At 35.4% G+C, this 14,091-nt stretch carries 13 protein-coding genes; 8 read left to right on the top strand and 5 right to left on the bottom strand.

The genetic code is table 11. The features are described from left to right. The first annotated feature begins 68 nt into the window (after nucleotides 1–68). A complete protein-coding gene (gene serC, locus AC5YC8_RS00480; protein ID WP_496163204.1) occupies nucleotides 69–1,151 on the top strand; it encodes a 3-phosphoserine/phosphohydroxythreonine transaminase in 1,083 nt (360 codons plus the stop codon). 640 nt (nucleotides 1,152–1,791) lie between these two features. Here serC and AC5YC8_RS00475 read toward each other — a convergent pair. Further along, nucleotides 1,792–2,721 carry a hypothetical protein gene (locus tag AC5YC8_RS00475; protein ID WP_496163203.1) on the bottom strand — a complete coding sequence of 310 codons (930 nt, stop codon included), beginning with the start codon at nucleotides 2,719–2,721 and terminating at the stop codon, nucleotides 1,792–1,794. A gap of 251 nt (nucleotides 2,722–2,972) precedes the next feature. Between AC5YC8_RS00475 and AC5YC8_RS00470 the strand changes: the two genes are divergently transcribed. Both AC5YC8_RS00470 and AC5YC8_RS00465 read left to right on the top strand, forming a co-directional pair. Continuing rightward, nucleotides 2,973–3,440 carry a YaiI/YqxD family protein gene (locus AC5YC8_RS00470; protein WP_496163202.1) on the top strand — a complete coding sequence of 156 codons (468 nt, stop codon included), beginning with the start codon at nucleotides 2,973–2,975 and terminating at the stop codon, nucleotides 3,438–3,440. Nucleotides 3,441–3,449: 9 nt separating this feature from the next. Next, complete coding sequence (locus AC5YC8_RS00465) at nucleotides 3,450–4,358, top strand: DMT family transporter (RefSeq protein ID WP_496163376.1); 909 nt, start codon at nucleotides 3,450–3,452, stop codon at nucleotides 4,356–4,358. Between the two features lie 7 nt (nucleotides 4,359–4,365). Here the strand turns inward: AC5YC8_RS00465 and AC5YC8_RS00460 are convergent, their stop codons facing one another. Further along, a complete protein-coding gene (locus tag AC5YC8_RS00460) occupies nucleotides 4,366–4,932 on the bottom strand; it encodes a PilZ domain-containing protein (RefSeq protein ID WP_496116661.1) in 567 nt (188 codons plus the stop codon). Nucleotides 4,933–4,955: 23 nt separating this feature from the next. Between AC5YC8_RS00460 and AC5YC8_RS00455 the strand changes: the two genes are divergently transcribed. From AC5YC8_RS00455 to AC5YC8_RS00445, 3 genes are all read left to right on the top strand, one after another. Next, a complete protein-coding gene (locus AC5YC8_RS00455; RefSeq protein ID WP_496116662.1) occupies nucleotides 4,956–6,191 on the top strand; it encodes a lipoprotein-releasing ABC transporter permease subunit in 1,236 nt (411 codons plus the stop codon). Further along, complete coding sequence (locus AC5YC8_RS00450; RefSeq protein ID WP_496116663.1) at nucleotides 6,184–6,867, top strand: ABC transporter ATP-binding protein; 684 nt, start codon at nucleotides 6,184–6,186, stop codon at nucleotides 6,865–6,867. Before AC5YC8_RS00455 ends, AC5YC8_RS00450 begins: the two co-directional genes overlap by 8 nt. Before the next feature lie 84 nt (nucleotides 6,868–6,951). Continuing rightward, on the top strand, nucleotides 6,952–9,375 hold the full coding sequence (locus AC5YC8_RS00445; RefSeq protein ID WP_496163201.1) for a DNA internalization-related competence protein ComEC/Rec2: 2,424 nt from the start codon (nucleotides 6,952–6,954) through the stop codon (nucleotides 9,373–9,375). Here the strand turns inward: AC5YC8_RS00445 and AC5YC8_RS00440 are convergent. Continuing rightward, nucleotides 9,365–10,306, bottom strand: coding sequence for a lysophospholipid acyltransferase family protein (locus AC5YC8_RS00440; protein WP_496163200.1), 942 nt, complete (start codon nucleotides 10,304–10,306; stop codon nucleotides 9,365–9,367). The two genes, AC5YC8_RS00445 and AC5YC8_RS00440, sit on opposite strands and share 11 nt — an antisense overlap. A gap of 134 nt (nucleotides 10,307–10,440) precedes the next feature. Between AC5YC8_RS00440 and sppA the strand changes: the two genes are divergently transcribed. Together sppA and AC5YC8_RS00430 are read left to right on the top strand one after the other, a co-directional pair. Further along, nucleotides 10,441–11,463 carry a signal peptide peptidase SppA gene (gene sppA, locus AC5YC8_RS00435; RefSeq protein WP_496116666.1) on the top strand — a complete coding sequence of 341 codons (1,023 nt, stop codon included), beginning with the start codon at nucleotides 10,441–10,443 and terminating at the stop codon, nucleotides 11,461–11,463. After that, complete coding sequence (locus tag AC5YC8_RS00430) at nucleotides 11,460–12,266, top strand: alpha/beta fold hydrolase (RefSeq protein WP_496163199.1); 807 nt, start codon at nucleotides 11,460–11,462, stop codon at nucleotides 12,264–12,266. Before sppA ends, AC5YC8_RS00430 begins: the two co-directional genes overlap by 4 nt. A gap of 46 nt (nucleotides 12,267–12,312) precedes the next feature. Here AC5YC8_RS00430 and purN read toward each other — a convergent pair whose 3' ends face one another. After that, nucleotides 12,313–12,942 (bottom strand): phosphoribosylglycinamide formyltransferase, encoded by a 630-nt coding sequence (purN, locus tag AC5YC8_RS00425; protein ID WP_496116668.1) that lies wholly within the window; start codon nucleotides 12,940–12,942, stop codon nucleotides 12,313–12,315. A gap of 10 nt (nucleotides 12,943–12,952) precedes the next feature. Continuing rightward, on the bottom strand, nucleotides 12,953–14,023 hold the full coding sequence (gene purM, locus AC5YC8_RS00420) for a phosphoribosylformylglycinamidine cyclo-ligase (RefSeq protein ID WP_496163198.1): 1,071 nt from the start codon (nucleotides 14,021–14,023) through the stop codon (nucleotides 12,953–12,955). Between the last annotated feature and the right edge of the window lie 68 nt (nucleotides 14,024–14,091).

Genomic DNA, 14,091 nt, shown 5'->3' with positions numbered 1-14,091 from the left:
GTGCAAGAGCATTAAAGATGTGGTTAAATGCCCTTATTTTATTGTGCTTCACTTTGAAAGGAAAAATCATGCGCGCGTACAATTTCTGTGCTGGTCCAGCTGCATTACCTACTGCCGTTTTAGAAAAAGCTCAAGCTGAAATGCTCGACTGGCAAGGGAAGGGGCTTTCCATTATGGAAATGAGCCATCGTAGTAAAGACTATGTTGCTGTTGCTGAAAAGGCAGAAGCAGATTTACGTAAACTCATGAACATTCCTGAAAATTATAAAGTTCTATTTTTACAGGGTGGTGCATCGCTGCAATTTTCAGCTATTCCGTTAAACCTTTTGGGTAAAAACAGCAAAGCTGATTATATTCATACAGGTATTTGGTCTGAAAAAGCACTGAAAGAAGCAAAACGCTATGGCGATATTAATGTTATTGAAGCTGGCGTAACCGATGCTGATGGTAAGTTAGCCATAACAGATCAAAGCACATGGAACTTATCTGCTGATGCTGCTTATGTTCATTATGCTGAAAATGAAACAATTGGCGGTATCCAGTTTGCAGCGATTCCAAAAACAGATAAGCCTTTAGTTGCCGATTTATCTTCAAGTATTTTATCTGCACCAATTGATGTCACTAAGTTTGGTTTAATTTACGCTGGTGCACAAAAAAATATTGGTCCTGCTGGTTTAACACTTGTGATTATTCGTGATGATTTATTAGATCAAGCGAAATCTGAAATTCCAAGCATTTTAAAATATGGTGATCAAGCAAAAAATGGTTCTATGGTAAATACACCATCAACATACGCTTGGTACTTATCTGGCTTGGTATTTGAATGGTTAATTGAGCAAGGTGGTGTAGATGCAATTCATAAAGAAAATGTGAAAAAAGCAGAACTTCTTTATGGTTATATCGATGCAAGCGATTTTTATGCAAATCCAATTGCAAAAGCAAACCGTTCAATTATGAATGTGCCTTTCACTTTAGCAAAACCGGAACTTGAAAAACAATTTTTGAAAGAAGCTGAGGAACAGCATTTATTAAACTTGGCAGGTCACCGTTCAGTGGGTGGTATGCGTGCAAGTATTTACAATGCGGTTCCACTAGAAGGTGTACAAGCACTTGTAAACTTCATGGACGATTTTGCGAAACGCAATGCTTAAGTAAAATTAAAAGACATGCAAAAGCCCATCAATAGATGGGCTTTTTGATATTTGGATGAATCTAAAACTGAATTTACGTATTAGAAAACAAATGTATGTAATAAATAAGCAGAAATAAACATCCCCAATGCAAAAAATAGGCATGATATAAGATCTAATTGGTAGCGATTTCCAATTCGATGTTCCACTTGTTGTAAATTTTCTTCTTGCACGATTCTCATAGATATTATTTCCGATGATCTATTTATCGTTGATTCCATTAGTTTGTCATATTTTTAACATAAAAAATTGATTAAATAAAGTACTATTTAAAATTAACTTAATATATTTTTTATTTAATAGAGTTATTGTCAAATTATTATATTAATCCAAGTAAATTCAGGCTTTCAGATTATATCTAAGTAAATTAATTAGAATAAAAGTATTCACAATATTTTGAATTTAAAAATACAGAATTGAATTTAAATCTGTGGATAACTATTATTTTTTGAATTTAATTTGATTAAAAAACAGTCTTTATTTATGGAAAAAATAATCAAATATTCTGTATTTAATTGAGGTAACAACAATGAGCTATAAAAAAATCTCGGTATTCATTCAATTAAATTGATCATGAAACCGAGATTTTAATTTAAATAAATTATTGTTTTTTATTGAAAATACTGACTTGAAGCCAGATATTTCCACGAATGTATTGACCAATTTCAAAGTGACTATAGGCATGATCTTTTGTTGCAATACGTGCAAGAATCGCAGGTTGATTTTCCTCTAAAAACAGAGTGATATCATAAAGTGTGTATTCATTATCCATAAAACTCATAGAAGTTTTACCCACAATTTTACCTTGGAACCATGCTTCATCTTCTTGTCCTATGGTTTCACCATAAAGATAAGCAATCATTTTTGAAAAATTGACGGTAACTGGTTCTTTGTCATCGTCATTTTTAGGTTCCCAAGCATCGAGTAGTTCTTGTAAGTTTTCTGGTGCAACGCCACCATGTTCTGCCAAAATATCATTCAATGCGCGGTGGTGCTTAATAGAAGCAGGATCATCTACAATGATTTGTTCGTGATCTGACACAGCTTCTAGTTCGTATGCCCAGCCATTGAGTTGAACGCTATACGTTTGATCTTTGTTATATTGTTGGCGGTTTACGCTATATAAGTTGTCAAATGCATAGGCAACACCAGAGCCTACATTAAGCTGAAGTACCGCTTGAGCATTTGATTTCCCACAAATAATGCGTTCAATCTTTGCATCTACTTTATATGGGCTATCAAAGGTTGGAAAAGCAGTTTTAACCGCTTTAGGTTTATTATTTTCAACATCAATGACTTGGTTGAGTAAAATGGCTGCCGTACTTGGACCTTGAATTAGCCAAGATTGTTCATCCATTTCAGCTTCTGCTCGACACAAACCCATTGGCATAATTGGAGCATCAAGTGCCATACCTAACCATTTTGGCACATCTATGGCTGGTTGGTCTGTGAGCAAATTCCAGTGCTCTGCATGACTACCGAAGTGTTGATCTTCAATGGTGATCCGTTCAGGACTATTTTGATTTTTCATATGCACAATTGATTTTGGGTTGTATTTATCTATTAGATCGAGGGTTATTTGAAATTTTCAAGTCATAAGCTTAAAAGAAACTGAAAATTATCTTTTTCATGTAACAAAACATTCATTTAAAGCTAATCAAAATCTGCTTAGATAGCAAGTGTATATACAAATCTAGATAGAGGACTTTAAAAGAGATTATCTATCATGTGAGTGATACAAATTTGATAGACTAATCATGCTTAATTATTTAGGGTTTTCCTGTGCTGCCATTTAAACTTTGGGTTGATGCTGATGCTTTGCCACGTATTTTGAGAGATGTGATTATTCGTGCATCGGATCGTTATCAAATGGAAGTTACATTTGTGGCAAATCAAAGTGTCGGTATTACACCATCTGTACGGATTAACTCAATTCAGGTAATGAGTGGTGCAGATGTTGCAGATCAAGAAATTGTAGATCGTATGAAAGAGAATGATATTGTCATTACACAAGATATTCCTCTTGCAGCACAGGTGATTGAAAAGGGTGGTGTTGCTATTCATCCGCGTGGTGAAGTATATACAACTGCAAATATCAAGGCTCGTCTGCATTTACGTGATTTTATGGACACTTTACGTGGTGCAGGTGTACAAACAGGTGGACCACCGCCACTTGCTGAGCGTGATAAGCGAGAGTTTTCTAGTTCGTTGGATCAGACCATTCAAAAACACAAACGTAAAACAGCCTAAATATTTATGATCCCATCTAAAGCAAACTTAATATCGACTTATGTATTGCTGATATTTATTTGGTCGACAACACCTCTTGCTATTGTCTGGAGCGTTTCAGATCTTCATAGTTTGTGGGCTTTGGTATTACGTTTTTTTATAGCACTGCCTTTATCTTTAGTGCTGCTTTTCTTAATGAAAGTAAAGTTACAGCTTAATTTTCTTTCTATTCATAGTTATATTGCTGGCGCTTGTAGTTTTATTGGCTCGCAAATTTTTACGTATTTAGCAACGGGTTATTTAAGTTCGGGCATTATCGCATTGATGTTTGGCTTAGCGCCCATTATGACCGGGCTTATTGGTCGATTCGTATTTAATATTCATTTACACCGTATGCAATGGGTTGGGATGCTGATTGCTGTTATTGGTTTAATGATTATTTGTGTGGGAGGAAGTGAACATCATATACAGCCAATAGGTATTGTTTTAATGCTCATTAGCGTTTTTGTATATTGTATGTCTATTTTCTGGGTTAAAAAAATTAATGCACCACTAGAACCTATGGCGCAAGCATCTGGTTCAATTATTGTTTCTAGTATGTTTGCATTGTGTTTGTTGCCGTTCATTTGGCAGTACGCACCCACTCATATTCCAAGTACAAAATCTTTAATTGGTTTGTTTTATGCTGTAATTATGGCTTCGTTGCTTGCAATGTTTTGTTATTTTAAATTGGTGAAAAATATTAAAGCGACGACATTATCTTTAACCACAGTTATGACACCATTACTTGCAATGGTGTTTGGGGCATTGTTGAATAATGAAAAACTCACCAGCATGATATTTCTTGGTACTGTGGTTTTACTAACAGGACTGTTTGTATATTTCTATAAAGATCTTATACAAAGCAGAGCCGTTAAAAAAGCTGAATCTCTAGATTAATTCAGCTTTATTGTGCTTGTATAAGTTTAAGAGCTTCACTTAATTTACTACGGTCTTGTGGCAATAAAGTAATAAAATAAGCGCCTGTTCTATATTTCCCATTATCCTCTTCACGGCAATGAACCACTTGTGCAATAGCTGCGATATGGAAAAAATTCTCGGGATGGCTTAGGGTAATATGAATATATGTATTTTCTGTGAGGGGCTGATCTGAAAAAAAGCTAATACCACTTTCAGATATATTCACATTTTCAGGAATTGGTAACAAGGATTGTACAATTGCATCGTATAAAGTACCTGTGATGAGGTTTAACTTTTGATTGAATAACGATAATATGCGTGCAATCTGTTGATCTTTTTCAGATATTTGTTCTATTTCGTGGTCTAATGCAAGATCAAATTGATCTAATTCTGCAAGTAGAAGAAAATAACGTGGCAACACAAAATTTGAATCATAAGGGTCGTTTAGCGCAACTTGTTCAGAAATGACCTGATAGTTGATTCTCAAGGCAGCATCGATACGCGACATTACACGACGGTCATTTTGACCAAATTGATGCTGAAATTTTTCCATAATCTTACCTCGGACTAGATGGTATGTTTAAACCAATCTCGCTATATATAGGGTTGAGATATACTCGCGCTAGGCGCAGTAACCATTTTATTTCTTTTATTGCTTTGGTCTCAATGATTGGCCTTACCTTAGGTGTTGCCGTACTCATTACTGTCCTTTCTGTAATGAATGGTTTTGATCGTGAATTAAAAGATCGTATTTTGGGTATGGTACCGCAAGCTACTGTTTCTTCAACCCAAATATTAACAGATTGGCCTGAACTTGCCAAAAAAATTGAGCAACATCCACATGTGACAGGTGCAGCACCTTTCACGCAATTACAGGGGATGTTAACAGCTCAAGGTCAAGTATCTGGCATTATGGTGACAGGTATAGAACCAAAGTATGAGAAGAAGGTTTCTATCATACAAAATCATATGGTTGAAGGTAATATTGATAATCTAAAAAAAGGTGAGTTTGGTATTGTTTTAGGCAAACAACTGACGGATGCCTTAGGTTTAGGTTTAAATGACAATGTTACTTTAGTTTTACCAGAAGCTACGCCGTCTCCAGCGGGTGTTGTACCACGTTTTAAACGCTTTAAAATTGTTGGTATTTTTAGTATTGGTGCCGAAGTTGACTCAATGATGGGTTATATCGCACTCAATGATGCTTCCACACTTTTACGCCTTCCTGATGGCGCTCAAGGTGTACGTATGAAGTTAGATGATATTTTCCAAGCACCTATTGTTTCAAATGAAATTGTACGTGAATTACCATCTAATTTTTATGCTTCTGATTGGACGTTTACACACGGTAATTTATTCAGTGCAATTCAAATGGAAAAAGCAATGGTGAGCTTACTGTTGTTTCTTATTGTATTGGTTGCTGCATTTAATATTGTGTCTTCATTGGTTATGGTTGTAACCGATAAAAAAGCAGATATTGCCATTTTAAGAACTTTAGGTGCTTCACCTGCCACAATTACTAAAATATTTATGGTTCAAGGAACTGTTATTGGCGTAATTGGAACAGTTTCTGGTGCTATTTTAGGGATTATTCTTGCAACGAGTATTAGTAGTATTGTGGGATGGATTAGTACTGCATTTGGCCTAAATTTATTTGATGCTTACTTTATTAACTATTTACCATCATATTTAAGATGGCAAGATGTTGTAGTGATTGTGAGTTTATCTTTAATTTTAAGTTTCTTAGCAACTATTTACCCAGCTTTTCGTGCTGCGAAAATTCAACCTGCAGAGGCATTACGTTATGAATAAAGTAGTCCTTGAAGCAAAGAATGTATCGAAGCATTTTACCGATGGAAAAACTACAGTCGAAGTGATTCGTGGTTTAGATTTAAAAGTTGAAGAAGGGCAGTTTGTTTCTATTGTAGGTTCAAGTGGTTCAGGTAAAAGTACTTTATTACATGTGTTAGGCGGTTTAGAGCGTCCAACGGAAGGTATGGTATTTTTAAATGGACAACGATTTGACACTTTAGGTGAATCTGAACGTGGTTTTCAGCGTAATTTACATTTAGGTTTTGTGTATCAATTCCATCATTTATTACCTGAATTTACTGCGTTGGAAAATGTTGCAATGCCTTTAATGCTGCGTGATGGTACGAGCTATAAAAAAGTTAAAGAACAAGCGGAATATTTGTTAGATCGAGTGGGATTATCTCATCGTTTAACACATAAGCCAGGTGAGCTTTCTGGTGGTGAGCGTCAGCGAGTTGCAATGGCGCGAGCTTTGGTTACTAAGCCTGCGGTGATGCTTGCAGATGAGCCAACAGGTAACTTAGATCGTAAAACAGCAGTTAAAATTTTCGAATTATTAAGCGATTTACGTAATGAGTTTAATATGGCAATGCTGATTGTGACGCATGATGAAGTGCTTGCTCAATCTGCCGATAAAATTTTGCATATGCAAGATGGTATTTGGGTAGACGAATAATTTTGTAAATACGACAAGTAACCTTGAAGCCCACTTTGGTGGGCTTTATTATTGCGCGTAATAATTAAAATAAAGCTTATAATAATGATTCAAATGATTTGTGCTGGATGGATATTCGGCATTAGCTTTTTAGGTAAAAATATTGAAAATGACTTAAAGCTTTCTTCTGTTGGTTTTTCTAGTGTTACGGCTTTACTTATTGTTTTATTTTTAGTTTATTTTAGAATCAATAAAATTCCTCTACGTATAATCAGTGCGGTATTTGCATTTATTATTGCAAGTTTTCTTGGTGTGAATTATTCAAACAATCAACTATTAGAACGTCTTAAATATCGAGTACAGCATACAGATAATGTTGACGTTATTGTGGCTGTGAACTCTATTAATCAATTAAAACCTGAAACAATTCAACAGAAATTAATTGTGCTTAATCAGTTTGAGCAACCCGTTATTTGGAATAGTTCACTTAAAGCTGAACAATTTAAACCTCTTGAGATAGGGAAGTACTATCGGTTACAAGGTAAAGTTTCTCCTATTCATAGTTATGCAACACCTGGTGTTTTTGATATCGAGCAATGGTATATACAGCAGAATTGGATGGGTAATTTTCAGATTAAGCATGTGAAGCCTTTATCTGAGGATGAAGTCAAAGAACTTGGATATGCTTCTTATGTAAAGAGAAACCAAAGCTTTACAGCAAAATTTAAAAGATGGGTAGAGCTTCAGCGGCTAGGTATTCGTTATTTTATTCAAAAGCAACCAATACAGCATAAAGGTTTAACGCTTGCACTTTTAACAGGTGATGAAAGTTTATTGAATAAGCAAATAGAAGAACAGTTTCAACGCTTTGGAATGAGTCATTTGCTTGCAATATCAGGTCCACATGTTCTTATTTTTGCTTGTATGATGTGTTGGCTGATTCATCAAGTAATAAAAAAATACTGCCCTAAAGTTTATTTCAAAATTCCAAAACAAACTTTACTTCTGTTCCCATTTTTAAGCTGTGTATTTTTATATTGTGCTTATGTCGGGTTTGAAATACCAGCACTAAGAACTTTGTTAATGACTTTGCTGGCTAGTGTGTGGATTCTATTTAAGTATCCTATTAAAGCTTTAAGCTTTTTACTTTTAAGCGCTTCATTATTATTAATTGTTGATCCTTTTAGTATTTTATCGGCAGCTTTTTGGCTGTCTTATGGCGCATGTTTTGTGTTGTTAAGAATTTATCAAACCATACAAGAGCAGAATTTTGAACAGCAAAATTTAATACAAAAAAGTATAAATGCACTTAAGATTTTAGTGGAATCTCAGTGGAAAATCTTTGCTGCTTTATTTCCATTAATGATTATTTTCTTTAAACAAATTGCTTGGATTACCCCTTTTAGTAACCTTTTTGCCATTCCATTTATTGGTTTGGTTATTGTCCCCATAGATGTTTTAGCAGGCTTAAGTTATTTGCTATTTGAACCATTAAGTCAGCTATTTTTCCAAATAAATAATCTTTGTATTGGTTTACTTCTCTTTATTGTTGAATGTATTGATCAAATTTTTCATCCGCAACTAATCCCAGTTGCAATGAATTTTTGGCTCATGATCTGCGTGATTCTCTCGTTAATTATCTTATTTTCACCGCAAGGACTTTTGCCAAAAGCATGGGCAGGAATTTGTTTATTTCCATTATTTTGGAGTGAGCATAAAGATGATCCATTTGAATTTTCAGTTTTAGATGTTGGGCAAGGGCAATCTATTGTGATTCGTAGTGCAGACACAGCCATCATGGTGGATACAGGTGGTTATTATGATGAAACAAAATTTAGTGTAGGTAAGCAAATTATTCAGCCATTTTTATCGGTAAATGGTATGAAAAAAATTGATTATTTATTTCTTACACATTTAGATCAGGATCATAGTGGTGCATATACATATTTGAAGAATAATGTGACTTTTAAACATGTTTATTCAAATGAGCAGATTGATGTTTTACCACACTCCAAATTTTCTTACTGTAAGCAGGGGCAAATATTTACACTTAATAATCATGTAAAAATAGAAGTACTTTCACCTAAAACAGAGCAACTCGCTTTTGCTAAATATGATAAAAATGAGAACTCTTGTGTGCTATATATTCAAGTTTTAAATGCACAAAAATATCAAAATTATTTATTGATGGGTGATGCTGGCTGGCAAACAGAATATGAGATTTTGCAGACTTATCCAAACCTAAAAGTAGATGTTTTGGTACTTGGGCATCATGGTAGTCAGCATAGTTCTTCTTATGATTTTTTAAAGAGGATTAGACCTAAGATTGCAGTAGTATCGGCAGGCTTTAATAATCGATACGGTCATCCAAGTGAAGTTGTAAAATCACGGTTAAAAGACTTAAATATCCCTATGTTGAGCACGATTCAAAGTGGAACTATTCAGTTTTCACAAGATAAATATAGCCATATCGAGATCAAAAAAGAACGAGATCATCGATTATGGCTAAAAAGAGAAATTAGTGAATAGTTTTACTGAGGCGTATTTTTTCGACCAAGGCTAAGGCGTCATCCGTAGGAATATTATAAATTTTTTGCAATTCAGGATTAGCATTAAAGCGTTTGTAGCTCCAATGATAATTTTCTGGATTTTTACGAATTAACGCTTCAAGTTGTTGGTGAATAGTTTCTGTACCTTGTTCTGCTGTTTGGGTATAAATTGCAGAATCAATTTCCTCTATAAAAATATCGAATGAGTTGTTTTCATTTCTAAGTGCGTACATAAATAAAGTTGCAGCTTTAGTTTTTTGAATGAGTTTTGCACTTAAGTTACTTGAATATAGGGGGATACCAAAATAAGGTATAAGTTCACCTGAATGATCAGGTGAATGGTCGGGTAAAATAACGGTTGTGCCACCTTGTTTTAAAGCTCTAAAAATTTGACGTACGCCAGATTCATCGGTGGGTACCAATATCGATTGATCTCGACTACGTGCACTACGAACAAAATCATCAGCAGATTCATTTTTGATAGGCTTATACATAATGGTCATTTGAGTATATTGTGCAAGCCATGCATTCATAATTTCCCAAGTACCATAATGTGGTATGACTAAAACTAAGCCCTTATTTTTAGCAAGTGCATTATGAAAGAGCTGCTCATTATGAACTTTGTTGATACGTGCAATATTTTTATCACTTTTAGCTCCCCAAATATGAAAAAATTCAAAATATGAAATCATTTCATTTTGAATAGCATTTTGAGCAATTTTATTTCTTTCTGTTTGGCTTAAATGAGGGAGAGCAATTGCTAGATTTAACCGAATAATATGAGCTGTTTTAGTTAATTTAAAAGTATTCACCAATAATGCTAAAAACTTTGCAGTAAAACGAGCAACACTAAGAGGTTGGCGACTTACAAAATTAATTAAACGTGTGAAATTTGAATTTTTATGAGTCATTGTCTTCAATTTTGTAGAGCGCATTAAAGTGTGAAAAGAATTTAAATATTATCAGGGAAATTATGATGTATAAATATAGAACGCGCTATCATTGTATATAATGTTAGCAATATTAATAAATTTGGGAATGTTTTATGTCGGATTGGCCACCAAAACCACAAGATGAGAATCAAAACACTCAAAAATATCAACAACAGCCTACGGGTGAAGAGTGGAAGTTACTTGAAAAAGTAATTTTAGTCTCTGTTGATGAACAGCGTAAAGCACGCCGTTGGGGAATTTTTTTCAAATTTTTAACTTTTGGTTATATTTTTATCTTGTTATTTATTTTGATGGGGAATGGTTGCAGTAATAATGAATCAGCTCCTACATCGAAATCACATCTTGCTGTCGTGAATATTATTGGCACAATTGCGGCAGATAAACAAAGTGTGAATAGTAGCGATACAATTAAATCATTACGCAAAGCCTTTGAAAATGTAAATAGTAAAGCTGTCGTTTTAAATATTAACTCTCCAGGTGGTTCACCTGTACAGTCAGATGAAATTTGGCAAGAAATTCAATATTTGAAAAAGCAGTATAAAGATAAAAAAGTATATGCAGTTATTGGCGATACAGGTGCTTCAGGTGCTTATTATATTGCGTCAGCAGCTGATGAAATTATTGTCAATCCATCTAGCCTTGTTGGTTCTATTGGTGTGATTATGCCAAATTATGGCGTCACAGGTTTGATGCAGAAGTTAGGTGTGCAAGATCGTACAATGACAGCAGGTGATAACAAAGCATTGCTATCAATGACACAACCAATTGATCCTGCACAAAAAGCACATGTTCAAGGTGTACTTGATAATGTTCATGATCATTTTATTAATGCAGTAAAGGAAGGTCGTGGTGCAAAATTAAAATCACATGATCCTGCAATTTTCTCAGGCTTATTCTGGACAGGTGAGCAGGCTGTTAAATTAGGTGTTGCAGATAAAACAGGTAGTTTAAATACCTTAAAGCGTGATTTGAAAATTGATACAGCTGTGAACTATACGATTGAATATAGTCCATTCGATTCTATTTTAGACCGTATGGGAGCTTCAGTTGGTGAAGGTTTTGCAACGTCACTTTCGAAACAAGTTCAAACTGAACAAAATGTGAAAATTCAATGAAGCCCTTAATCCATTTTGCACATGCCAATGGTGTTCCATCAAAAGTGTATCAAAAGTTATTTGATGCACTAAAAGATGATTATGACATCGTTTATGTACCACTACTTGGACCTGATAAGCGTTATCCAATTGATAATCACTGGAAAAGCTTAACCCAACAAGTAATTGATAGTGTTATTCGTCAAGCAAATGGTCGTAAGGTGATAGGCTTGGGGCATTCACTAGGTTCAGTTCTTACATTTCAGGCTGCGTTACAACGCCCTGAACTGTTTGAGCAAGTGATTATGCTTGATCCACCATTGATTGTGGGTAGAGATGGTTTTGCTTTTCATATTGCAAAATTACTCAAGCTTAAGAGTTTAGATAAAATGTCTCCAGCAGGTCTGTCTAAGCGTCGTCGTGATCATTGGGATTCACGTGAGCAAGCTGCTGAGTTATTACGTCCTAAAGGTTTTTACCAACATTTTGATGTAGATTGTTTTGATGCTTATATTCAATATGCTTTGAAAGAGGACACAGCACGTGGTGGTGTTGAACTGACAATTTCACGTGATGATGAGGTAGAAATTTTTAGAACTAATCCATCTTTATGGTGGTTGCCACAAGCAAAGCCAAAAGTTTCTGTGCATTTAGTTATTGCAAAAGATGGACCGTTTTTAGCACGTAAATTTCCCCAAATTACTAAAAGGAAATTTGGTATTCCTTTTAGTATTGAAAAAGGGGGGCACATGTTCCCTCTAGAGCGACCCGTTGAGGTTGCGGAAATGCTAAAAGATCTGATTAAGCAGAATACGCCATTATAGAAATAAAAAAACGCATCCTAAGATGCGTTTTTTTATGATTTAAATTTTAGAACTTGCAAAATTGAACTGGTGCTTTCATTGGGTGATTTCTGTAAATCACACCATTTGAAGTATGTTTTAAAGCTCCTGTACAAATCCATTCAATGACTTGAGGATAAATAATATGCTCAAGTTCATGCACGCGATTTGCAAGCGTTGTTTCAGTATCATTGTGTGCTACTTTTACAACACCTTGAGCCAATGCCTGACCTGCATCCAATTCAGCTGTTACATAGTGAACAGTACATCCGTGGAAAACATCACCTGTATTTAATACACGTTTATGCGTATGCATGCCTTTATAATTTGGCAATAAAGAAGGGTGGATGTTGACCATTTTCCCTTCCCAGTTTTGCACAAATTTAGCGCTTAAAATTCGCATAAAACCTGCAAGAATTACCAAATCAACATTCCAATCTAGAAGTTGTTGATGCATTACGGCATCGAAATCTTCGCGAGTAGGGTATTGTTTATGTTCAATAACTGCAGTTTGAATATCGGCACTTTTTGCTCGTTCTAAAGCGTATGCATCAGGTTTATTGGAAATAACACCTACAATTTGCCCTGAAAGATTTGCATCAATCAAGGCTTGTAGGTTGCTACCACTGCCTGAAACAAGAACAGCAATTTTAATCATGAGATATCTATTAAGCGAAAATCACACGGATTTTTTCGTCAGCACCCGCAACAGATTCGGCGTTGTCTGCGATGTGACCCATTGTCCATGCTTTTTCACCAAGAGTGTTTAGCATTTCAACAGTTTTATCTGCATCATTAGCATCTACAACAAGAACCATACCTACGCCACAGTTAAATGTGCGGTACATTTCGAATTGTTCAACACCACCTTCTTTTTGAAGAAGTTTGAATAATTCTGGCCATTCCCAAGATGATTCATTCACAACTGCTTGTGCACCATTTGGTAATACACGTGGTAGGTTACCTGGTAAACCACCGCCAGTGATATGAGCCATTGCATGAACATCTACATGTTTAAGCAATTCAAGAATTGGTTTAACGTAAATACGAGTTGGTTCCATTGCTGCATCAGCAAGAGGGCGACCATCTACGTTTTGAGTTAAATCGACATTTTTAACGTCTAAAATTTTACGAAGTAATGAGTAACCATTTGAGTGAGCACCAGATGATGCAACACCAACTAAAACGTCACCCGCTTTAACTTTAGAGCCATCAATAATTTTACTTTGCTCAACTACACCTACGCAGAAACCTGCAAGGTCATAATCTTCACCTTCATACATGCCTGGCATTTCAGCAGTTTCACCGCCAACCAATGCGCAGCCTGCAAGTTCACAACCAGCACCAATACCTGTTACTACATTAGCAGCAACATCAATATTTAAGTGACCAGTTGCATAGTAGTCTAGGAAGAATAATGGTTCGGCACCACATACGAGAAGATCGTTTACGCACATTGCAACCAAGTCTTGACCAATTGTGTCATGACGGTTCAAATTCAATGCTAAACGTAATTTAGTACCAACACCATCTGTGCCAGATACAAGAACAGGTTCTTCATAACCTTTAGGAATTTTACAAAGTGCGCCAAAGCCACCTAGACCGCCCATTACTTCAGGACGTGCAGTACGCTTAGCGACAGATTTGATACGATCGACTAACGCGTCGCCCGCCTCAATGTCGACACCTGCATCTTTGTAGCTTAAACCAGTGTTTGGGGTAGAAGTTGAGTTGCTCATATTGAAGTCTCCGCATTCGCGCGGGGATTATAACCTGAATATACGAAACTCTTATGCTATTTATGCTT

The sequence above is a fragment of the Acinetobacter sp. FY731 genome (assembly GCF_059515905.1).
Note: the sequence above shows the minus strand (reverse complement) of the source record. Positions and strands in the feature narration are given on the sequence as shown.

Coding starts and splice junctions, on each gene's coding strand:
- AC5YC8_RS00455 (WP_496116662.1), top strand. CDS start 4,956: ATGTTTAAACCAATCTCGCTATATATAGGGTTGAGATATACTCGCGCT.
- AC5YC8_RS00440 (WP_496163200.1), bottom strand. CDS start 10,306: ATGACTCATAAAAATTCAAATTTCACACGTTTAATTAATTTTGTAAGT.
- AC5YC8_RS00460 (WP_496116661.1), bottom strand. CDS start 4,932: ATGGAAAAATTTCAGCATCAATTTGGTCAAAATGACCGTCGTGTAATG.
- serC (WP_496163204.1), top strand. CDS start 69: ATGCGCGCGTACAATTTCTGTGCTGGTCCAGCTGCATTACCTACTGCC.
- purM (WP_496163198.1), bottom strand. CDS start 14,023: ATGAGCAACTCAACTTCTACCCCAAACACTGGTTTAAGCTACAAAGAT.
- AC5YC8_RS00475 (WP_496163203.1), bottom strand. CDS start 2,721: ATGAAAAATCAAAATAGTCCTGAACGGATCACCATTGAAGATCAACAC.
- AC5YC8_RS00430 (WP_496163199.1), top strand. CDS start 11,460: ATGAAGCCCTTAATCCATTTTGCACATGCCAATGGTGTTCCATCAAAA.
- purN (WP_496116668.1), bottom strand. CDS start 12,942: ATGATTAAAATTGCTGTTCTTGTTTCAGGCAGTGGTAGCAACCTACAA.
- AC5YC8_RS00450 (WP_496116663.1), top strand. CDS start 6,184: ATGAATAAAGTAGTCCTTGAAGCAAAGAATGTATCGAAGCATTTTACC.
- sppA (WP_496116666.1), top strand. CDS start 10,441: ATGTCGGATTGGCCACCAAAACCACAAGATGAGAATCAAAACACTCAA.
- AC5YC8_RS00445 (WP_496163201.1), top strand. CDS start 6,952: ATGATTCAAATGATTTGTGCTGGATGGATATTCGGCATTAGCTTTTTA.